Below are 20,950 nucleotides of genomic sequence, written 5' to 3'. Positions count from 1 at the left end.
TGGCTAGTCTAGGAAGGACTTGTCATAATGAAAACCATCACCAAGTTATGGCCTTGATAAGATATTGTTATGCTTAATCCACAATGGCTGCGCACTTTCTCCGCCCTGATCGAACAGGGTAATTTCACACGCTGCGCCGAGTACCTCGACCTGACCCAGGCCGCTGTCAGTCAACATATACAGAAGCTTGAGGAGCGGCTCGGCCAATTGCTGATACGCCGCCCTCGACAGATCGAACTCACACCCGCAGGGCGTGCGCTCCTGGAGTATTGCGAAGAGGTTAGTGCTGCCGACCAGCGACTGCATAACCGCTTAACGGCGCATGAAGACACGCGTGGAGAGATTGGTTTGATTTGTCCTGGCAGTATCGGACTGGCCCTCTACCCCATGCTGTTGAACTTGCAGCAGGCAAATCCCGGCCTGATCATTCGACAACGTTTTGCCCCGGATACAGAGGTGCTCGAAGCAGTGCTGGATAATCGCTTCGAGTTGGGATTGGTGACTCTTAAGCCTGACGACCCGCGTCTTTGCGTGAGTCGCTTCACCGAGGAGCCACTGGAGCTAATCGCACCCGCCTCAGAGCGAATCGAAGGTTGGGACGATCTGAGACGCATAGGCTTCATCGATCATCCTGATGGCCGCGCCATGGGTAGTCGTCTGCTCAGCCGTTACTACCCTGAGGAATCAGGCATCGGCAGTCTTCCCTGTCGTGGCTTTACCAACCAGATTGGTCTGATCCTTGAGCCAGTTGCGCGAGGGTTAGGTTTTACGGTATTACCGCGCTATGCACGCTTGGCGTTTCAACGCCCAGAAAGTATCCAGGTTATCGAGGGGCCACGATTAGTCGAGGACACTCTATGGCTGATACATCGCGCCGAATGGCCACTATCTACTAGGGCAGAGTTGGTCGTTCAAAAACTGAGGACGCAGATTAAAAGTCTGTGACCGAGGAACTACTCCTAGCAAGTAGGTCTCCAGTTGTGCGGTAGAAGTTCAGACAATGAACTGACCTTCTGCGTTGGCAGTCTCGACAGTATGCCCTTGAGATAGGCATACGGATCATGCCCATTCATCCGCGCCGACTGGATCAGGCTCATGATCGCCGCCGCGCGTTTGCCGCTGCGCAGCGAGCCGGCAAACAACCAGTTCGAGCGTCCAAGAGCCCATGGCCGAATCTGGTTCTCGACTTGGTTGTTGTCGATAGGCACCGTTCCATCCTCCAGGTAGCGCGTCAGAGCTACCCAGCGTTTGAGGCTGTAATCCAGAGCTTTTGCCGTTGCTGATCCATTAGGCACAAGATCACGCTGGGCTAGCATCCAGTCATGCAGCGCGTTGAGGATCGGTGAAGCCTTTTCCTGCCGTATTCGCCAGCGCTCTTCATCGCTCATATCCCGTGCTTGCCGTTCGATTTCGTACAAGCCGCCCATCGCGTGCAATGCCTGTTCGGCCAACTGGCTTTTGTTCGCCGCGTGAAGATCGAAGAACTTGCGGCGGGCGTGGGCCATGCAGCCAATTTCGACGATGCCTTGGTCGAAGCTGGCCTTGTAGCCGGCGAAGTCATCGCAGACCAGCTTGCCATTCCACTGACCAAGAAAATTGCGTGCATTCTCGCCAGCACGACTGGGGCTGAAGTCGTACACCACGGCCTTCAGATTGGCGAAGGGCGACGTGCAGTAGGCCCAGACGTAAGCCCGATGGGTTTTCTTCTCGCCTGGTGCGAGCATTGGCACCGGGGTTTCATCGGCGTGAATTACGCGCTGGGCCAGCACGGCTTCGCGGAGGGCATCGACCAGAGGCTGGAGCTGCACGCCGGTCTGTCCGATCCACTGAGCCAGTGTCGAGCGAGCGATGGCTAGGCCGGCACGGCCGAAAATTTTCTCTTGCCGGTACAGCGGCAGGTGGTCGGCGAACTTGGCCACCATCACATGAGCTAGGAGGCCGGCAGTGGGGATACCCTTGTCGATCACCTGGGCCGGCACAGGGGCCTGGATCAGCGTTTCGCACTGGCGACAGGCCCATTTGCCACGCACGTGCTGTTCGACGGTGAATACGCCCGGCGTGTAATCCAGTTTTTCGCTGACGTCTTCGCCGATGCGTTGTAGCTGGCAGCCGCAGACGCACTTTGTGCTCTCCGGCTCGTGACGGATCAAGGTGCGTGGAAATTGCGCAGGCAGCTGTGTGCGCTTGGGCTGTTGGCGGGGTTCGGCTGGAGCAGCCTGGGGATTGACGGCTTTCAACTCCTCCTCGATAGCGGCGATGTCGGTATCGAGCAGGTCATCAAGCAGGCTGCCCTGGTCAGGGCTCAGTTGCTCACTGCGCTTGGCAAACTTATGCCGTCTGAACCATGCGATTTCGTGGGTAAGCTGCTCGATGATGGTTTGATCACGGTGGATCTTTTTGCCCATCACGTCGACCTGCGTGAGCAACTGCGCGGCGAGCGCACGCAGTTGCTCAGGTGTCAGTTGGTCGAGATTGGGCGAGAAAGTCATACCGCTGATTGTGCCAGAGCAGGCCGTCAGCGCAGATACACCAATGGGCTAATGGCCGGCTCTACAGCACTGTGATCGCGCCGGCTGCGCCGACCCGCTGCCAGGGCAGCCCCAGTAACAAAGCCTGAAGTTGCTCAGCGTCGAGTTCGACTTCCGAGCCGTGCCGGATGCCTGGCCATTGAAACTTGCCCTGGTTTAATCGCCGCGCGGCCAGCCAGATACCCACGCCGTCATGCACCAGGACTTTTATGCGGTTGGCGCGGCGATTGGCGAAGAGATAGGCGCAGTGCGGCTTCGCCGCACCGAACACGGACACCACACGCGCCAACGCGGTATCGGTACCGGCTCGCATGTCCATCGGCTCGGTGGCGAGCCAGATAGTATCGATGCGGATCACTGGGCGAGCCCACGGATAAAGCAGGCGCATCCTTCAGGATCGGAGGCCGGCCATTTAACCGTGATCGATTGCTCGCCAAGCGGTAGCTCGATAATCACCGCTGCTTCAGCCGGTCGTTTAGGCGTAACCCTCGCAGGAACGAACGCTGGCAATGCAGCTGGCAGTTGATCGCGATAAAGCGGCAGCCATTTGCGAATGACGTTGGCGTTGATGCCGTGGCGAATGGCAACCCTGGAGACGGTCGCACCGGGTTGCTGGCACTCCCGAACAACTTGGGCCTTGAACGATTTGGGGTAAGAGCTTCGTTGGCGCATGGAAATCCCGGCGATAAGGGCTATCGCGTCCGCTTAAAAATACGCGGACACCATCGCCCTTAATGCGGGAATTAGGAAGGTGACTTGGCTGGACGCTTACCTACAAGATCGAGTGGCGCCATTTTGGTGATTCAGAGCTCACCCGACGTCCGCGAGACCTTTCCATTGCGATCATCGATTCACGCACGATCAGAACGTTTGGCGGAATTGATTATCACCTGAGACAGATCTTGAACGATCACCTGGAGCCCTCCGAGAAAGCCTTGATCTCGCTGGAGTACCGGCAGGCGAAATCAGCTATGTCGGATGGAGCTCTTGCAGCGCTTAACGATCGACTGGGGCAATTGGAAGCCTCGCTTCACCAGCAACCCCTCAAGGTGGCAATGGATCAGACTTCTAGAACATCTTGGGAGTCGGCTGTCTCACCGCACATAGACGATGTGCCGTTCTCGATGGCCGGGCAGGGTCAACAGGCTACTATCAAAATTTCTCTGGCAATGGGCCGGCATGCTGATCGAACCAGGGTGGTAATGATCGAGGAGCCGGAGAACCACCTTTCCCATACCAGCATGGTCACGCTTCTAAACCGCATTGAGCGGCTCGCCGGCGAAGAACAACAGCTGTTCATCAGCACCCACAGCACCTTCGTGCTGAATAGGCTGGGGCTAGACTCACTGCTGCTGATCAATCGGGATGCAGTCACAACCATTACGGGACTTACTCCTGAAACCGTGGGGTATTACAAGAAGCTTCCAGGGTACGATACCCTTCGAATGGCGCTTGCCGAAAAGCTGGTTCTCGTCGAGGGGCCATCCGACGAAATCATTTTCGAACGGATTTTCCGCGACCTCTACGACATGCCTCCGATGGCGTGCGGCATTGATGTCCTCAGCATGCGCAGCCTCTCCCTAGCCCGATGCCTCGAACTTTGCTCACGACTGGGTAAGCGGGTCGCTGTATTGAGGGACAACGACGGGCAGGATCCTGCGGCACTTCGAGAAGCCGTCGAGCCATGGCTAGATGGTGAGTACAGAGAACTCTTTATTGGCCCTGTGGAGGAAGGGCGCACATTGGAACCTCAGCTGATCCATCACAATGGAGAGGCAGTACTACGTGGGATTCTAGGGCTTCGCGCTGACGCTGTTCTCGAAGTATGGATGACCAGAGAAAAAACAGAGGCCGCGCTACGAATCGCGGAAAGTAGACAGCGCATCGTAGCGCCGGCTTACATGGCAGCTGCAGCAGCCTTCATCCATGGCTAATCACCTCACCCTAGCCGTTGCGGGCTCGCGCAAAACGCAAGGCCTGGTCGAACACTGCGCCGCAGTTGCGCCTACGCGGCGTGTGCTCGTTGTGACGTTTACTCAGCGAAATCAACATGAGCTTTCTGTGCGTCTGGCGAAACGGGTTGGGATGCAGACTAATGTGGAAGTGATGGGGTGGTACACACTACTCATCCGACATTTTGCCCGGCCCTTTCTGCCCTTTGTTTTCCCAGGCAGACGTGTGCAGGGTTTCGACTATGAGGGGCAGCCAAGACGTTTCGCGACGGAAGAGGCTCGCTTCTTTAACTCCGCCGGAGCACTGTATGCCGCTGAGCTTGGGAAGCTCGCCAATCTGCTGGTGGAGCAGAGCCAAGGAGCCTTGTTGTACCGCCTGGAAAGCCTGTACGACGAGATATTGGTGGATGAGGTTCAGGATCTCAGTGGCTGGGACTGGGAGTTACTGGAGAAGCTGTTCGCGTCCCGCATCGACATTCGGATGGTCGGAGACATTCGGCAGTCGGTTCTCTCAACGAGCCCTAGAAGCAGAAAGAACAAGCAATATGCCTACGCCAGGGCTCTTACTTGGTTCCTGGCCAAGCAACGAAGAGGAGAGATCGAGATCGAATTTCGGAACACGACCTGGCGCTGCTCTCCAGGTATCGCGAGATTCTCAGACACTATCTTCAACCCCGCGTGGGGTTTCCCACAAACGGAGTCGCTCAACGAGGTTACGACAGATCACGACGGTGTATTCCTGCTCGCCAATCGTAACGTCCTCGCATACGTGGAGAGATTCAGCCCCCAGTGCCTGCGCGTAAACATAAGGTCAGGCACTGAGTTCGACCTGAACTACACCAACTTCAAGGTCGCCAAAGGCGCAACCTACGAGCGAGTGCTCATCATCGCAACAGGCCCAATCGCAACCTTTTTGCAGCGAGGCGTTCCACTTGATCCCGGGCCTGCAGCGACGTTCTACGTGGCGGTCACCCGGGCACAGCAAAGCGTAGCGATAGTGCTAGATCGGCCAGGGCAGTCCGTTATACCGTACTGGGCGCCTTGACACATGACCAGCCTGGCAGCTACGCCAGTTGATGCCTCGAATTTCCAGTCGTCTGGATAATTGTCGACCCGAAGTGGGATGTTCGAGGTACAGATCCACACGACGATCGCGTGCGATGCCAAGATGGTTGATCAACAATGATACCGCAGTCTATACCGTCCATCTGCCGCCCCCTTTCACCATTCTATAACCGCCAGAAGCATCCAATTCAGCCTCGAAAAGCATAGTGCGATACCACCCCAGGTTCCCCATCGCCAGCTAAAGCGATATTATTGAGCCATCATCCAAGGACGAGACCAACACTTTCCAAAGGAGAGCAGGACATTGCTGGAGTTCGGCATGGATCAGCTAGACCACACAACATTAATTCGGTTGTTAAACACCCAATCACGGAAAACGTCTTCGTGATGGGGTGTTTGTGCCCGCAAATTGATTAGCAAAACCTAAATTGCATGCAGGGAACACATTCATGAGCGAGCTTGAACAGGATTACGCTTTTCATCCTGCTGATCTGGTCGAATACGCGATGGACAAGCCCATTGGCGCTGCTCGGGCGGCTTTGGCGATGGTGCTGGAGAACACTGATGTCTACCCGAGCGTCGTGATTGGTGAGCTATCTGAAAATATGGAATTAAATCAGCGTTTCTTGAAACAACTTACCGAAGCTTTACGGAAGAACCCAGACACTATCATCAAAGAAATGTCACTCCGTATACGGGGCCTTCAGCTGGGGCATGAGCTCGGAATATGATTTTTTTTAAATTCTTCCTGAAGCCTGAGGCACCTATCTTGAGGGGCGTGGTCGATGTCCATTAGTGAGATCTCCATAGAAATCCCTCCAGCTCCAGAGTTCATGCTCACAGCGCTGGATGTCCAAAAAGGAGAGCCTGTTCACCCCCTAGATCGCCTGCAAATTATGTCGGCTGACGAATGGGAAGTTTTTACACTTGAACTGGTCTATTACCTTGATAAAAACTACGACGTGGTAACGCGTTGTGCTGGTGCCGGGGACAAAGGCCGTGATGTCATCGGTCGATTCTCGTCTGGGTGGGATAACTACCAATGCAAACACTACGGCGATAAGCTGAGCGTCGCTGATGTGGTGGCCGAGTTAGGTAAGTTAGTGTTCTACACTTGGAGAGGCGACTACACTCTTCCTCGTGAATATCGCTTCGTAACCCCCAAGGGTTGCAGTTCCGATTGCATTGATATGTTCGCCAATAAATCTCGCATCAAGGCAGAGATCATTAGCCGGTGGGACAAGGCTTGCCGGGATAAAATTACGAAGACGCAGGTTATTGATCTAGAGGGCGAGCTGCTAGATCACCTTAACACCATCGACTTCTCCTTTGTCGATGAGATGTCTTCTCTAGATTTGGTTGAGAAGCACTCAAAGACCCCGTATCACTCGTCGCGATTTGGCTCTTACCACTTAAAGCGACCTCAGCTCAAAAGAAACGCCCCTGAGACCGTTGGGGACAATGAGAAAGTCTATATTGAGGCTCTTCTGCACGCATTTTCCGATGCAGATAGTACGGAGTATTCACTTACAAACGTTAAAGACAGTGAGTACAAAGAGGATCTCGACCGTGCGCGAATCAATTTCTTTAGCGCTGAATCCTTGGAAACTTTCTCGCGCGACGCATTTCCTACCGGATGCTACGAAGAGCTCAAAGAGGAATGCTACGAAGGCGTGCACAGCGTTGTGCGCCAAAAGCACGAAAATGGGTATGATCGGTTTCTCGCGGTGAGCAAACAGTCCGCGAGCCTCCCATACAACTCTCATCCGCTTTTTCATTACATTCAAATCTCCGATCGAAAAGGGCTGTGCCATCAGCTAGTAAATGACCAGAGATTCAAGTGGATTAAGAGATAAGTCATGAACTCAAAGGATTTGTTTAACAGCCCTGTAGAAAATGGGGCGAGGATCGTCCTTCTGCTTGCAGGGCTTGCCCGAGAGCTTGATTTGGATGAGCTTGTATTCCTGGACTATGCAGCGATTTATAGCGATGACTTCCAGGGTGGGCCAAGCCTGCACCCAATGCTGATGAACCGTCTTGCCGAACTTGTTCGTAGGCGTGAAATCTTTCCAGACGCCATAAAGCTTTTCACCTCAAAAGGGTTGATGACTTCCGAGGTGAATGAGCAGGGCGTTCGATATCGTATTACCTCAGAAGGCAGCGAGTTCGCTGGCAAGCTATCCACTGAGTACCATACAGATTTCCGGCGGCGTGTTTCATGGGTGTATGAAAACGTTGATTATCTCACCGCGCAAAGTCGCACCATATATAAAGTTGACAGGGCAATCTAATGTTCATTGAAAGTGTTATTGTTAGCGGCCCTGATCTCCCTGATGCTGCGGTTTATTTTACGAAAGGCGCCAACGTCGTTCAAGGCGGGTCTGACACCGGAAAGTCCTACATCGTACAGTGCATAAAATTTGCGTTGGGATCTTCCAGACCCCCAAAACCAATAGAGGTGTCGAAGGGATACACCACCGTCAGGGTGAAATTCGATAACGATGACGGAAGCGCTTTCATCATCGAAAGAACGCTTGCCGAAAACTCCAAAGCGACACTAATTGACGAAAAAGGCAGAATATCAGTTCTTAGCACCAAGCACATTGCCAATAACAAAGCCACTATATCTAGCCAGTTCCTAGACAAGCTGGGGCTGGATGGAAAGCTGTTGCTTTTGGGTGCTGCATCCCTGAGAAGCGGCGCTTTCTCACTTCGTGACCTTGAGAAAATTTTCCTGATTGATGAATCAAGGATCGTTGCCGAGTACTCTCCCTTGGGCACCGGTCAGGTCATGGAGAAGACCAAAGAAAACTCGATGTTGAAATTGCTGCTCACTGGGAAAGATGACGCTGCAGTCAAATCAGCAAAAAAAGACTTAGAGTCAAAAGGGGTATTGAAGCATAAGGTCACTGCTGTCGAAGAAATCATCAGTAAGTTTTATCCAGGCGATGACGCCACCCAGTTCCTTCAGCTCCAGAAACTGAATTCGTTTAACCATCAAGTGACTGGTCGACTAGAGCAGGCAGAGGCTGACCTCAAAAGCGCGTTCCAGTCGAGCAATGGGTTGTTCGAGCAGAAGGCCCTTCATACCACCGAACTGGAAGTTGTCGAAATCAAAATCGCTGAAGACAAAGGCCTTCTTGGTCGATTTGGCATGCTTGGTAAAAAGTACGAGTCAGACCGCCAGCGTCTTCTTGGAATTGAGCAGGCTGCGGTTCTCTTGGATGCTTCTGATTCGATTCTGTGTCCAACCTGTGGCAATCATTTTGACTCGGAGTCTTGCATAGCTAACGTAGTTGACATCAAGAAAGGCGTTTCCTTCGAGCTGAATCGCATTTCCAAGAACATCGAGGAACTCGCGGAAGCCCAAGGCTCCCTTTCTATCGCCATCGAGCGAAACGCCTCCAGTGCGTTGACGATCAAAGCGGCCATAACAGCTTTGGAGAAGCAACTCGCATCCGAGCTTGAAGATTCAGTACAGAAAGTCAGTGACCTGAAGGAGCTTGCGTCGAGTATCAGGCACGATCTGTCCGCCTTGGATCAACGAGTAGCGGATAAGGCCAAGCTAAGCGACGAGCTGAAAAGGTTGGGAACTCTACTGCTCGAAGAACAAGCAGGGTATACCGCTGAGAGCTTTGAAGACGCTGTGAAGCCGTTGGTGACCGAAATCCAGTCCATCCTGAAGCGATGGGGCTTTCCAAACTACCTGCCAGTCGAGTTCGATTTTAAGGCAAGAGACATCACCATTGGCGGCAGCGCGCGCGGCAATTTCGGCAAGGGCTATCGAGCGGTCGCGTTCTCCGCGTTCGTGCTTGGGCTGATGAATTTGTTGAGGCTCTCCGGGCGCCATCCCGGTTTCGTCGTGCTTGACTCGCCGCTGACCACCTACAAGGAAGGGGATGACCTGCCTGGAGAGGAGGGCGATGAGATTACCGGTGACCTGATTTATGGGTTCTACCGAGACATAGCAGAGAGCTTCAGGGACTCTCAGATCATAATTTTTGAGAACAAAGAGCCGGATCCATCGGTGATCCCACTACTCAATTACCAGCACTTCACGAAGAATCGGAACAATGGTCGGTATGGTTTCTTCTCTTTGAGGGACTAGCGAACGTACGCCACAAGTGATTGATCACCCGCGATGTGACGTGGTGATCGATCCGAGTATAGCGGCGGGCCGGTACTGCATTTGGCTTTGTGTCGGCGCCACCCTCCGTCTATGCGCACCCGCGCAGGCTGGCACCAAAGCGCGTTCAGAGCTTGTTGATTAACTCCTCTGTCAGCCGACGGATTTCCCCAGCTGCATGCGAGTGTGGGGCTACGTCCGCAAGAGAATGGAAATAGCAATAGCCATCCAAGAACGCCCGGCTTTCATTGTAATGTTCGATCGCGACTTTGTATGAAGCCGTCATTTCGGTGGAGAGTATCGGAAAGTCCAGTGCTCGGATCATCTGGTAAATGCGCTCCCGACGCAGGATCTGCGCACGTTTGCTTTGCATAAGCTCCTCAAGGATTTCATCGTTCAGGTCGGGCAGGTCTCCGACGAACTCCTCCAGCTCACTGCTGACGCCGCCAACGTCACAGTTGGTAACTAATCCGAAATAGGAAGGCGCGGCCTTGCGGCACTTGATTGCTCTTAAGTCCGCAAGAAACGCTTGGGCACTTTGAATGGAATAGTAGCAATCGCTGTCGAGAATAATCGCGACTAAATCCGCATGTCTGCGTATCAGCTCGATGTTCACGTTGATGTCGAGAAAGACGTAATCATATCGGGTGACTAGATCACTGAGGTTCTCGGTTGCGAGTTTTTTGCGTTCTACCGTTTCGATAAGGTGGCCATAGATGATTTCTCCTATCTGTTGCTCCTCCCTTGGCAGGTTAGTGACATTGTCTCGGATCTCCTTTTTCATTTTCTTGAGCTCTGCCGGGGAAGCTTTAAGGTCTCGCTCATCATAGAAGTCAATTTTGCTCGCGAGGGTTTCTGGGGCCGGCCCTCGACCATCACTGGACATCCCGCGAAAAACGCCATCGTCTGTGACAACGGCCACCCTGAAACTCTGCTCGACCAGGCGTGCCGCTACGCTGATTGTTATGGGTGATTTGCCAACACCGCCTTTGTAGGTGGCAATCGACAACACCTGTCCGAGTGGGTTTCCATTCGCTCGTGCCTTGAACGCCTGAGGCATCTCGATTCCGGAGCGTTGAAAAAAGCTCCATAGCGCTTTGTCGGATGGCTGGCGTTCATACACTGCGCCCTTCAAGGTTTCCCAGGAACGCCAGGTACGTTCATCCACAAATGCTCGTTTCGCCGCTAGCGCGATACTGATCTTTGCTGATTCACGAACCTTTCTCAGTAATATGCGAAGCTCGTCTTTCATCAGTCTTCTCCCGACCTATCTTGGTTGCAGAAAGACTAGCCAAAGTAGTCAGATCAAAAAACTAGGAGCATTGCTCGTAGCCCTACGACGACCAATCCGGGCATCTCAAATCGACCAGCGCCGTCGCTCCATCCGTGCACATTCCTTTCGGCATCACCAACAACCTGACAACTGAGGTTGAGGTTGCGCCTGAGGTTGGTCAGGTAAGTGAGGCGATGTAAGACGGCGACCTGAAATTCATTGGTTTGCGTGGATCCTCTGGCGGGCTGACACCCATCTTTTTGTTCTTGTGATCTGGGTTTGCAGAGGCACAGAGACTTCTGAATGTTCTGGCTGGGGCTGTTTGAGTACAAATCAAAAAAGAGCTGTTGCATCGGCTCAAAGACTATCTGCATAACGCACCAATCGGTGTGATCACCAACACGCTCGCGGTCAAAAAAATGCACCTGCTGATAGCAATGCATCCGGATACCATCAGAAAAATTGGTGTCGGGATCGATCACTTCAGGGTCGACAGAAATGCCTTGGGGCGGGCAGGGGGGCAGACTTATCCGTCTGGATGGCAACGAAGATAGGTTTTCCTATGAGCGCTGCGTCACCGGCGCCGCCCAATCACGACATGGCAAAGTATGCGAGGCACTGAGATTCGCAGTGCGCCCGCAACTGATCGCATTTCGTGGTGCTATCGGCCTTCCGCTAAGGTGCGCGTCGAGCGATACGATCATCACAGTACGAAAAGATCTCCACATTGATCACAGGGATACGTTCTGGATTCTGTAGGAGCGATTTTCTCGGAATCGCCAGGTCGATCTAGCCGACCTTGGGACGTCTGGAAATGGAGAAATACTGGCGTTGGTCGATCAAGTGGTTTCTTCCGAACTTGATGAGTACCACCGTCTCCATGCGGAACTTCAGCCTTTATCGAAAACTGCCAATGTTGTGAAGGGAGGGCGCCTGTCAGGGAGTACAAGGCGCTAGAAAAAATCCCTCCACGCGATGGTGAAAATCACTGACGATCTCCGCGCTACGTCAGCAGTGATTGTATCTTCTGGAGCGGTACACCTTTGAAACCAATGACTGGGACACCCTAAGTGTATCTGCCACTTCTGTCTGGGTGAGCCCTCGCTTTAGTAACATCAATATATTCTGATCTCGCTGGAAAGTGCTGATCTCAGACGGATCATACTGCCTCAACTCCTGGAGGCCAGGGCCGAGGAGCGTACGAATAGTCGTAAGGCCATTAGATCCCCGAGCAACGCATCGAATCAAACTTTTGGATTTATTAACGCGTAACTCGAATTGAAGCACACCCGGATCGCTGTGCATCGACCCCACAATCGCGGCAACTCCTGGGGCAGAAGTCATTGGAACAGGTGATCGAGATCTTCTAATTATGGGAACGACTCCCTAGAGATAAAGCGTGCTAATACAATTATTACGATAGTTGAAGCGTTATAGGTTGCTGAGCAGCCCGTCCGGTCGGGCTTTTTTTGCGAGATAGGGGCGGGCCCCTTTCATCCTTACAATCCTTAGGCCCGGGTAGCCGAGTCACTGTGTCACCTCCCGAAAGATCACCGAGGCGTAGTCAGCTCCTGCACCGACGCTGCTTACCTGATTTCTTGAAAACGCTACATATTGGGCTATAATTTTTTTATAGGCACTATATACGGTGGTCGACATGAATCAGATCTACGTTGAAGAGCAGGCTTCTCAATTACTTCGTAGGATCTGGCGGGATCGGCACCATCTCTGGACTGACCACGAAATCACTCCATTTGAGGCACGTGACCCGCGAATGGCTGCTTTGATTTGCGGTTTTGACTACCAAACGCTTCCGAATCTAGGCGATCCAATTTTCAATCAGCGCGGGGTGGGGCCTAGGATCGCTGGATTGATCGACCGGCAGGCGAACAGGATCGCAATATCCCAAGAATTCTCGCCAATGGTGCAGATTTTCACTGGAGCTCACGAAATTGGGCACCTCGTGCTGCATACCGGGCAGATTATGCATCGTGATCGGGCTTTGGATGGCCGGCCACTGAAGGAACCTCGCAGTATTGAAGAGCAAGAAGCCGATTTTTTTGCAGCCTGCTTTCTGATGCCTGACAGATTGATGAGAGATGTATTCAAACAATTTTTTTGCTGCGGTGATAGCCTGCACTTCGACGATACAGTCGCCTTTCACCTCGATCCAACAGATACGAACAACTTGCTGTATGCATCAGAGGATTCGTTAGAGCGTGAGCTAGCCTTGGCCAAGTGCCAGCGATTCAACGGAAAATACTTCGTGTCACTCGCCGATCAGTTTGGTGTCTCTATCATGGCTATGGCGATTCGGATCAAGGAACTCAAACTAGTTCGCTGGCCGTGAACTGTTAATTATACGTCCTGTTAAATGCGCATACACACCACAGGGAGACATTCGGCGTGAGTGAAAAAGACTCGTGAAATAATAATCAGTAAAAAATTAGATTTCAGGTGTCGGCTACCTCTAGTAATTGCTTAGATCTTAGAAAAAATATTAACCTTCACGAAATCTCGCTCCAATAGGCTTTTGTAAATAGTATTGCACCACACGATAATTCTAGCTGCGCGCAGTGTTAAAGTAGACTGATTTTCTTGCACGTGTGCGAAAGGTGCCCACTTCGGGTTAGGAAGTACTTTATCGGATTCAGAAAGAAATCGGGGCTGCCCTCTCTTCGAACACCACGCTAAAGGAGGACGAAGACAAAATTTGTAAAATTCTTGCGCATCTTCCGAGGTGAGCGAGAAAATTGATTTTCCTGCAAAAAAAATTGCCCATAAAAGTAGCTTTTCCAGTGCAAGAATCTTTAAGCGTGCACTGCTGATGCTTGCGTATATATGCAACAGTTCGGCTGCCTCAAGGCCGAGCCGAACGAGTTGTGGCGGAAAGTTACACTCAACATACGAATACGACTCTTTAGCTGATAAAAATAACACCCGATGGTTGTTCATATCAAATAGCGGCAGCACAGGCAGATGACTGTTCCGATCTACCGTAGGTGCTTGAGATGCTTCAGCCAAGTTGAGAGCCACGGCAGGGTTTACAGAACACTTCCGTTCCCAGGAACGTCTATATTGCCGAGAGGCTTCCGCCCGTCTGTTGCCATGCAGAATTTCGTTCTTTAGATCTTTAGCTTTAAAGCCCACAGCTCGTCTTAGCACGTTACTAGGTGAGGTAGGCAGATCACTCATAGGAGGCAATCTCCACATGCATTTTTTTAAAATCGAATCTGATAAAGCAGGCTGGATTTCAGTTTTTGATGGAATCGGGGGTAAGTTAAGAAATTCCCTATAGCGCTTTAAGTATGAAACCAATGGCGCAGGGATCTCTACCCTGTAATTTTTGTAGTTTCCCCGCATCACAAACATCGCGCTATCGCCATTTGTCAATTCAAAACATGCCATGCAGAAGTAGCTTCGTTCCACGCATAACTCTTCAAAGGTAATTCCTAGGTAATAGCACGTAGAAAATACAAACAGGCTGCGCTCAGCTACTATTGTAGAACGTGGGAGTTTATCGAGATACTCAATATATGTCTCCGCCCTGAGTAAATCTTGCTCATTTAATAGATCAGGCATTTCGCCGTAAAATTCTGAGGGGGAAATTCTCAGCTGGTGACCGAGGGCAGGGGAGATAGCCTTAAAAAACCTGTTTAGCTTGTAATGAGCGTCCCTATTCTTAATTGGCCTAGCAAATGGTCTCCATTGTGGATTGAAATGCTGATCCTCTTTGTCATCTACAAACCGAGCACGCGGCGTGCCTACCCAATTTTCAGCGGGCATTGAACAAAAATCCATAAATTTTCGCAAATCTTGGTTAGTCAATTCATCTAGAGGCTTCATCTCGACGCACATTACCCAAAGTATAAATCTTTCTAGGTAGCGAGCAATGCCTAACCAAGCTGGATTCGTTTTAGACAACATATCGATGTAATTGGTGAACAACTCGAAACTCTCGCAAACTGCCAAGCTGTGCGGAAACGTTGCAAGGTACTCCCGAATTAGAATTTCTTGAGTATTGAATCTTTGCTGACCTAGAGCGCATGAAACCGCTTCAGTCAGTAAAGGGCGAGGTGTCGGCGTGCATTTTTTCATGAGCTCATTCTTTTCCCAATCCGATGCCTTATTTATGCCAGAAACGAATACGAAGCAAGTCGATGAATCAGGCTTGATGAGAAACGAGTGTAAATACCTCAGGAAATTTTCGCATTTCCGTTTTGGTTCCGACCGTGTGTTTGTAAACCTCGAACGACGTAGTACGAGAACAGCTGTAACTTCAGAGGGTTGCGCTATTTTCAAATAACACTCAGTTCATTTTTCCGGTTTCATTCCGGCAATGGTGGCTGGATTAAGAGCTTATCCGCTAATGCTTGAAAATCAGCGCGTTACGTCTTTTAGGCTCCGGTTAAATTTCAACGACAATCCCATAGGCTTTTCAGGATTTAATATAAGAGTAGAGTTCAAGGCCTTGACTTAGCACGGATTCCGGTGAATACGACAGATATCCGGTTTGGTTTCAATGTTCACAGGTGTATTCCTGGGTTGCAAGCCGAAGCGGGAAAGAAGTTCCTCTCTGACACATCATTTAACATAATATACATTACACGTACTTAAACATATTCAACGTGAGGCTCTGTCAGGGCAGATTTTAAACCTGCATCACCTCAGTCGCGCTCGTTTGCTGCTGTGATGAAATCCAGACCCCGGCAACGCCAAGCTCTATGAACGATGCGCTCAATCTCAGCCTTATCTTGTTCGCTCATTTCCTTCAATGCCAAGGCTGGATCGTGATCCTGTAGCGCTCTTCATGGAAGTCTGCGCGTCGTGCAGATTGCGCGGCTGGATTCTGCGTGGAGTGTTTTCTATTGCTGATGCTCCACGCAGAATGATTTTCCTTTGGACGCTCATATTCCCCGGTACGGACCGGATGTGCAGCAACGCCAGGATCCATGATGACAACACCAGAATTACGGGAGACGCTTGTCACTCAAAAGCTGAACCCTGAGGATTGAAGAATCGATGCGGGAGCTACACGACCTTGATAATCGTTGATAACGTCAGTGGGATTGCGTTTTGAGCTGAACAGACGATCCAGTCGTTCGTGTTGGGATTCGCACGCTTTTTAATACCCTGATCGCTGATTTATCGGTTTTTTATAATTATTACTTATAACCACACTAAACATCCATTTAGTAGATTTAAATTTAAACGGGTCTCGGGATCCGTTGTTTCGACTATGCAGCCCCCTGCTCCACCACTCACCCCTCCTTGAATCTGTAATGTTTCATTAGAGATTTACCGAGCCAGCGCCAGATCAATGGCTTTCATTATGACGGCGTGGGTTTTCAGCCCGCCGGGTCGATTGATCATTTGATCATTTGGCAGACGCATCTTTGATTTTTTAGTCAATCAAATATCTGATTACCCCCCTTGGAATCCCTATTTCATGGGGTGTTTGGTGGCGCGCTTTATGCTTTTAGCGATGTAGACCTCACAAGAGCGCACCCTTTCATGAAAACTTTCATTGGTTTCTATCCTGGACGTTATCCAAATCCACTTTGGAATGATCTTGATTGGTCTTCGTTAATCAGTGTTTCACCCGGCAGTCACTTGATTACCTGCCGCAATGGTTACGTTCACCATGGGATTTATCTTGGAGAACAGCAAGTGATCCACTACGCCGGCATGTGTGGAGGCTTTGAAACGGGTCCAATTGAAATTATCCATTTGAGCCGTTTCGCCAACGGAAGACAGGTGCGTGTCAGAAGGCACAGTCAAGCCTGTTTCAAACCTGAGGTGGTTTTAGAACGAGCGCTTTCCCGTGTAGGAGAGTCCCGCTATCGACTGCTTACCAATAATTGCGAACACTTTTGTTATTGGTGTCTCTTTGGAAAGCCTGAAAGCCCGCAGGTGCGAGAGGCGTTGGCTCATCCGATAAAAGCGATTAAGTTGATGGCTCTGCATTGGCCAATGTTGGCATCCCTGTATTTTCCTGTGATTCGCAAACGTATCGCGTTCAATTAGACGCGTGAGCGAGATTGACTATTCTGCCGCCCACTTTTTTGCAACTTCCGCCAACTGAATACGTGCCCTCTCCAAGGCTTCTTCCCGCTCCTCCTTGGCTGCAAATTGGGTAGGTTGTGCATTCACGAACGCCAGGTCTTGGACGCCTATGAATCCAAATGCGGCCTTGAGGGACGGCGTCAGTGCATCCAGATGCGAAAGTGGCATGCCCGCGCGCATGTCTGTGCCACGGGTGGTGATGAACAGCGCTTTGTGCCTCACCAGCTGGCCGATGTATTGCCCTGAGCCATCGACTGCGTAAGTCAGTTCCGCGCGAATGATGTTGTCTATAAAGGCTTTGAAAACCGACGGGTAAGAGAAGTTATGCATCGGCATGGCAAACAGAAGCGCATCAGCCTCCAGGACGCGTTTGCACAACGCCGTGGATGGCGCCAGCGCCTGTTCCATCGCGGCAGTACGTTGCTCCGTGGGTGTGTACGCGGCGATCGTGAATGATTCGTCGATATGGGCAGGAGGATGCTCCATCAGGTCCAGGTAATCGATGTCGAGTTTTACATTCTGCGCGCGTAAACACTCCACGAAGTGGCGGGCCAGCGCTCGCGAATTCGAGCGCCCGCTTTTTGGACTGGCATCAACGTGCAGCAACTTCATGGACGCACTCCCCGTTATTCGTAGCGCCGTTTGTGGCTTCGGGTTCGAAGCCATTTCATCACGATTACCTGATGTTCAACAGACGCTCGCACGTTCATGGCTCAAACCTCCTCGGTAACCGGGTGTGGTAAAGCGTTGTGTGCAGCGTTGCTTGGCAACTCTTTGGCCGGGCGCGTGAACCTCACTGACAATTGGCGCAGCAGCACATAGAACACAGGGGTCAAGAACAGGCCGAAGAGCGTTACCCCGATCATCCCGGTAAACACCGCGATACCCATGGCTTGCCGCATTTCCGCACCGGCACCACTGGAGGTGATCAGTGGCACTACGCCGGCGATAAAGGCGATGGAAGTCATCAAAATCGGCCGCAGGCGAAGGCGTGCCGCTTCAATGGCAGCCTGGCGAATCGAGCGGCCCTGGTGCTCCAGTTCGTGAGCGAACTCGACGATCAGAATCGCGTTTTTGCAGGCTAACCCCACAAGCACCACAAAGCTGATCTGGGTGAACAGGTTGTTGTCTCCTCCGGTCAGCCAAACCCCTGCAATTGCCGAAAGGATGCCCATTGGAACAATCAGCAGTACAGCGACGGGCAAGGTCAGGCTTTCGTACTGCGCGGCGAGCACGAAGAACACCAGCAGCATCGACAGCGGCAAGATGATGAACAGCGTGTTGCCCGCGATCTTGTTCTGATAGGTCAGTTCGGTCCATTCGTAGCCTATGCCACGGGGCAATGTCTCTGCGGCGATGCGCTCGATGGCTTCCAGTGCCTGGCCGCTGCTGTAGCCCGGGGCCGGACCGCCGCTGACGTCTGCCGACGGGAAGCCGTTGTAGCGCATGGCCTGGTCCGGACCGTAGGTCTGGGTCATTTTCAACACTGACGCCAGCGGGACCATGTCGCCTTTATCGTTACGGGCCTTGAGCAATCCGATATCTTCCGCGTGCCCCCGGAACTCCGCGTCAGCCTGTACCTTGACCTGGAAGGTACGACCGAACTTGTTGAAGTCATTGACGTAAATCGAGCCCAGGTAGATTTGCAGTGTTTCGAATACCGACGGGATTGAAACACCCAATTGCTGTGCACGCGTACGGTCGACATCGGCGTACAGTTGCGGCACGTTCATCTGGAAGCTGGAGAACATGCCGGCAAGTTCAGGTGCCTGTCTGGCCTTGGCCATGAACGCCTGCAGCGCATTATTCAATGCCGGCGTGCCGAGCGCCGCCCGATCCTGCAACTGCAACTTGAAGCCGCCTACGTTACCCATGCCAGACACAGGTGGTGGCGGGAATACTGCGGTGTAGGCGCCCTTGATCTCGCCGAATTTGGCATTGAGCTGTGCAGCAATTTCATTGCCCGTCATACCGGGTCCTTTACGCTCGGCAAAATCCTTGAGCACGAAGAACGCAACACCGGAATTAGGGCTGCTGACGAAACCGTTGATGGACCAGCCGGCATAACCGGTAACCGCCTCCACGCCCGGCACAGCCAGTGCAGTGCGGGTCATATCGCGCAATACGGTTTCAGTACGATCCAGGGAGGCGGCGTCGGGCAGTTGAACAAAGCCCACCAGGTATTGCTTGTCTTGTGGCGGGACAAACCCTGCCGGCACCTTGTTGAAAATCAACACAGCCGCGACGACCAACACGCCGTAAACCAGCAACGCCAGTGACTTGCGCTTGAGTACCCTGGAGACGCTTGTCCCGTAGTTATCGGAGGCGCGGCCGAACAGCCGGTTGAAGTGTTTGAAGAAGCCACCGAAGACTTTATCGAATGCTTTTTGAAATGCGTCCTTTGGCGCGTCGTGCCCCTTGAGCAGCATGGCTGCCAAGGCCGGCGACAAGGTCAAGGAGTTGAACGCGGAGATCACGGTGGAAATGGCAATGGTCAAGGCGAACTGCTTGAAGAACTGCCCGCTGAGCCCACTGACGAACGCCAACGGCACGAAAACCGCACACAGGGTCAGCGCGATCGCAACGATCGGCCCCGATACTTCGCGCATCGCCTGGTAGGTCGCTTCACGGGCCGACAGACCGAGCGCGATATTACGTTCGACGTTTTCGACCACTACGATTGCATCGTCGACCACGACCCCGATGGCCAACACCAGTCCGAACAGGCTCAACGCGTTGATCGAAAAGCCCATCATCAACATGATGGCGAATGTCCCCACCACCGATACCGGTACGGCCAGCAGCGGAATGATCGAAGCCCGCCATGTCTGCAGGAAAATGATGACGACCAGGACGACCAGCACGATGGCTTCAAGCAGCGTATGAATGACCGCATCGATCGAAGAGCGGACGAATTGCGTCGGGTCGTAGATCACCTGATAGTCCACGCCTTCGGGCATGTCCTTTTTCAACTCGGCCATGGTCTTGCGCACATTGTCGGAAATCTGCAATGCGTTGGAACCCGGCAGCTGGTAGATGAGGATGGCGTTAGCCTGCTTGTTGTCCACCAACGTGCGCAACGCGTATTCGCCGGCTGCCAGTTCTACCCGGGCAACATCACGCAAACGAGTGACGCGGCCGTCCGCCGAGGTACGGACAATCACGTCGCGGAATTCGTCTTCTGTTGTTAAACGGCCACGAGCGTTCACCGAAATCTGATAGTCGACGCCAGGCGCAGAAGGTGATGCACCGATCACGCCGGCTGCTGCGTTGACATTCTGCTCACGTAGCGCCTGCACCACGTCACCGGCGGCCAGGTTTCGAGCCGCCAACTTGCGCGGGTCGAGCCAGATACGCATCGCGTAATCGCCCGAGCCCGCCACTTGAACCTGGCCGACACCTGGAAGACGCGCGAGCTGGTCCTTGATGTTGATCAGGGAATAGTTGCGAAGGTACTGCATGTCATAGCGTTCGTTGGGTGAACGCAAGTGCACGACCATCGTGAGGTCAGGCGAGCTTTTAAGCGTGGTGACGCCAAGGCGCTGCACTGCTTCGGGCAAGCGCGGCAATGCCTGGTTTACCCGGTTCTGTACCATTTGCTGCGCAAGGTCGGGATTGGTGCCGAGCTTGAAGGTCACCGTCAGGGTCAGCTGACCATCCGGCGTGGCCTGGGAATTCATGTACAGCATCCCTTCCACACCGTTGATCTGCTCCTCCATGGGCGTTGCAACCGTCTCGGCGATAGTCTGAGGGTGCGCACCAGGGTATTGAGCTTTCACCACGACCGACGGTGGCGCGACATCCGGGTACTCGGATATGGGCAGGTTGAAAATGGCAATCAGACCGGCAATGAAGATGATCGCTGAAAGCACGCCGGCGAATATCGGTCGATCAATGAAAAAGCGCGAGATGTTCATGAAAGCTGCTCCTTACTGACCGA

16 protein-coding genes and 1 pseudogene are annotated in these 20,950 nt (G+C 52.5%); 10 read left to right on the top strand and 7 right to left on the bottom strand.

The genetic code is table 11. From position 1 onward, the window contains the following. The first annotated feature begins 69 nt into the window (after window positions 1–69). A complete protein-coding gene (locus CKW21_RS15860) occupies window positions 70–945 on the top strand; it encodes a LysR family transcriptional regulator (RefSeq protein ID WP_095194880.1) in 876 nt (291 codons plus the stop codon). A 14-nt stretch (window positions 946–959) separates the two neighbouring features. On the opposite strand, the gene CKW21_RS15855 is transcribed toward CKW21_RS15860, so the two are convergent. The 3 genes from CKW21_RS15855 to CKW21_RS15845 form a co-directional block, all read right to left on the bottom strand. Beyond that, complete coding sequence (locus CKW21_RS15855) at window positions 960–2,489, bottom strand: IS66 family transposase (RefSeq protein WP_095194879.1); 1,530 nt, start codon at window positions 2,487–2,489, stop codon at window positions 960–962. A gap of 61 nt (window positions 2,490–2,550) precedes the next feature. Next, entirely contained in the window at window positions 2,551–2,886 is a 336-nt protein-coding gene (gene tnpB, locus CKW21_RS15850; RefSeq protein WP_170948673.1) for an IS66 family insertion sequence element accessory protein TnpB, read from the bottom strand. After that, window positions 2,883–3,200 (bottom strand): transposase, encoded by a 318-nt coding sequence (locus CKW21_RS15845; protein ID WP_095194878.1) that lies wholly within the window; start codon window positions 3,198–3,200, stop codon window positions 2,883–2,885. Before CKW21_RS15845 ends, tnpB begins: the two co-directional genes overlap by 4 nt. Window positions 3,201–3,430: 230 nt before the next feature. Between CKW21_RS15845 and CKW21_RS15840 the strand changes: the two genes are divergently transcribed. The 6 genes from CKW21_RS15840 (at window position 3,431) to CKW21_RS15815 (ending at window position 9,653) form a co-directional block, all read left to right on the top strand. Further along, window positions 3,431–4,462 carry an ATP-dependent endonuclease gene (locus tag CKW21_RS15840; RefSeq protein WP_256590240.1) on the top strand — a complete coding sequence of 344 codons (1,032 nt, stop codon included), beginning with the start codon at window positions 3,431–3,433 and terminating at the stop codon, window positions 4,460–4,462. Further along, window positions 4,455–5,525 carry a UvrD-helicase domain-containing protein gene (locus CKW21_RS15835; protein WP_095194876.1) on the top strand — a complete coding sequence of 357 codons (1,071 nt, stop codon included), beginning with the start codon at window positions 4,455–4,457 and terminating at the stop codon, window positions 5,523–5,525. The genes CKW21_RS15840 and CKW21_RS15835 overlap by 8 nt, the downstream gene beginning before the upstream one ends. Window positions 5,526–5,994: 469 nt before the next feature. Next, on the top strand, window positions 5,995–6,276 hold the full coding sequence (locus CKW21_RS15830; protein WP_095194875.1) for a hypothetical protein: 282 nt from the start codon (window positions 5,995–5,997) through the stop codon (window positions 6,274–6,276). A gap of 54 nt (window positions 6,277–6,330) precedes the next feature. Then, entirely contained in the window at window positions 6,331–7,401 is a 1,071-nt protein-coding gene (locus tag CKW21_RS15825) for an ABC-three component system protein (RefSeq protein ID WP_095194874.1), read from the top strand. Between the two features lie 3 nt (window positions 7,402–7,404). Further along, entirely contained in the window at window positions 7,405–7,836 is a 432-nt protein-coding gene (locus tag CKW21_RS15820; protein ID WP_095194873.1) for an ABC-three component system middle component 2, read from the top strand. Continuing rightward, the gene (locus CKW21_RS15815; RefSeq protein WP_095194872.1) at window positions 7,836–9,653 is read left to right on the top strand and encodes an AAA family ATPase; all 1,818 of its coding nucleotides are present in this window, start codon (window positions 7,836–7,838) and stop codon (window positions 9,651–9,653) included. Before CKW21_RS15820 ends, CKW21_RS15815 begins: the two co-directional genes overlap by 1 nt. A gap of 145 nt (window positions 9,654–9,798) precedes the next feature. On the opposite strand, the gene CKW21_RS15810 is transcribed toward CKW21_RS15815, so the two are convergent. Beyond that, window positions 9,799–10,923, bottom strand: coding sequence for a ParA family protein (locus CKW21_RS15810; protein WP_095194871.1), 1,125 nt, complete (start codon window positions 10,921–10,923; stop codon window positions 9,799–9,801). A gap of 83 nt (window positions 10,924–11,006) precedes the next feature. On the opposite strand from CKW21_RS15810, the pseudogene CKW21_RS31810 reads away from it, so the two are divergent. Together CKW21_RS31810 and CKW21_RS15795 are read left to right on the top strand one after the other, a co-directional pair. Beyond that, window positions 11,007–11,144 (top strand): annotated as a pseudogene (locus CKW21_RS31810) (5'-nucleotidase); the annotation flags it as partial. A gap of 1,457 nt (window positions 11,145–12,601) precedes the next feature. Then, window positions 12,602–13,294: an ImmA/IrrE family metallo-endopeptidase gene (locus CKW21_RS15795; RefSeq protein WP_095194870.1), complete on the top strand. Its 693-nt coding sequence runs from the start codon at window positions 12,602–12,604 to the stop codon at window positions 13,292–13,294. Window positions 13,295–13,425: 131 nt separating this feature from the next. On the opposite strand, the gene CKW21_RS30910 is transcribed toward CKW21_RS15795, so the two are convergent. Continuing rightward, window positions 13,426–15,042: a hypothetical protein gene (locus tag CKW21_RS30910; protein ID WP_141232976.1), complete on the bottom strand. Its 1,617-nt coding sequence runs from the start codon at window positions 15,040–15,042 to the stop codon at window positions 13,426–13,428. A 1,416-nt stretch (window positions 15,043–16,458) separates the two neighbouring features. On the opposite strand from CKW21_RS30910, the gene CKW21_RS15790 reads away from it, so the two are divergent. Continuing rightward, window positions 16,459–16,971, top strand: coding sequence for a lecithin retinol acyltransferase family protein (locus tag CKW21_RS15790; RefSeq protein ID WP_095194869.1), 513 nt, complete (start codon window positions 16,459–16,461; stop codon window positions 16,969–16,971). Between the two features lie 18 nt (window positions 16,972–16,989). Here the strand turns inward: CKW21_RS15790 and CKW21_RS15785 are convergent, their stop codons facing one another. Together CKW21_RS15785 and CKW21_RS15780 are read right to left on the bottom strand one after the other, a co-directional pair. Beyond that, the gene (locus CKW21_RS15785) at window positions 16,990–17,622 is read right to left on the bottom strand and encodes an FMN-dependent NADH-azoreductase (protein ID WP_095194868.1); all 633 of its coding nucleotides are present in this window, start codon (window positions 17,620–17,622) and stop codon (window positions 16,990–16,992) included. Between the two features lie 101 nt (window positions 17,623–17,723). After that, on the bottom strand, window positions 17,724–20,927 hold the full coding sequence (locus tag CKW21_RS15780) for an efflux RND transporter permease subunit (protein WP_095194867.1): 3,204 nt from the start codon (window positions 20,925–20,927) through the stop codon (window positions 17,724–17,726). Window positions 20,928–20,950 lie beyond the last annotated feature (23 nt).

Origin of the sequence: Pseudomonas sp. Irchel 3A7 (assembly GCF_900187565.1) — a bacterium.
GTDB lineage: Bacteria > Pseudomonadota > Gammaproteobacteria > Pseudomonadales > Pseudomonadaceae > Aquipseudomonas.
Note: the sequence above shows the minus strand (reverse complement) of the source record. Positions and strands in the feature narration are given on the sequence as shown.

Excerpts from the sequence above, each read along its gene's own strand:
- CKW21_RS15815 (WP_095194872.1), top strand. The coding sequence starts at position 7,836 with ATGTTCATTGAAAGTGTTATTGTTAGCGGCCCTGATCTCCCTGATGCT.
- CKW21_RS15820 (WP_095194873.1), top strand. The coding sequence starts at position 7,405 with ATGAACTCAAAGGATTTGTTTAACAGCCCTGTAGAAAATGGGGCGAGG.
- CKW21_RS15780 (WP_095194867.1), bottom strand. The coding sequence starts at position 20,927 with ATGAACATCTCGCGCTTTTTCATTGATCGACCGATATTCGCCGGCGTG.
- CKW21_RS15790 (WP_095194869.1), top strand. The coding sequence starts at position 16,459 with ATGAAAACTTTCATTGGTTTCTATCCTGGACGTTATCCAAATCCACTT.
- CKW21_RS15795 (WP_095194870.1), top strand. The coding sequence starts at position 12,602 with ATGAATCAGATCTACGTTGAAGAGCAGGCTTCTCAATTACTTCGTAGG.
- CKW21_RS15785 (WP_095194868.1), bottom strand. The coding sequence starts at position 17,622 with ATGAAGTTGCTGCACGTTGATGCCAGTCCAAAAAGCGGGCGCTCGAAT.
- CKW21_RS15825 (WP_095194874.1), top strand. The coding sequence starts at position 6,331 with ATGTCCATTAGTGAGATCTCCATAGAAATCCCTCCAGCTCCAGAGTTC.
- CKW21_RS15860 (WP_095194880.1), top strand. The coding sequence starts at position 70 with ATGCTTAATCCACAATGGCTGCGCACTTTCTCCGCCCTGATCGAACAG.
- CKW21_RS15810 (WP_095194871.1), bottom strand. The coding sequence starts at position 10,923 with ATGAAAGACGAGCTTCGCATATTACTGAGAAAGGTTCGTGAATCAGCA.
- CKW21_RS30910 (WP_141232976.1), bottom strand. The coding sequence starts at position 15,042 with ATGAAAAAATGCACGCCGACACCTCGCCCTTTACTGACTGAAGCGGTT.
- CKW21_RS15830 (WP_095194875.1), top strand. The coding sequence starts at position 5,995 with ATGAGCGAGCTTGAACAGGATTACGCTTTTCATCCTGCTGATCTGGTC.
- CKW21_RS15835 (WP_095194876.1), top strand. The coding sequence starts at position 4,455 with ATGGCTAATCACCTCACCCTAGCCGTTGCGGGCTCGCGCAAAACGCAA.
- CKW21_RS15855 (WP_095194879.1), bottom strand. The coding sequence starts at position 2,489 with ATGACTTTCTCGCCCAATCTCGACCAACTGACACCTGAGCAACTGCGT.
- CKW21_RS15845 (WP_095194878.1), bottom strand. The coding sequence starts at position 3,200 with ATGCGCCAACGAAGCTCTTACCCCAAATCGTTCAAGGCCCAAGTTGTT.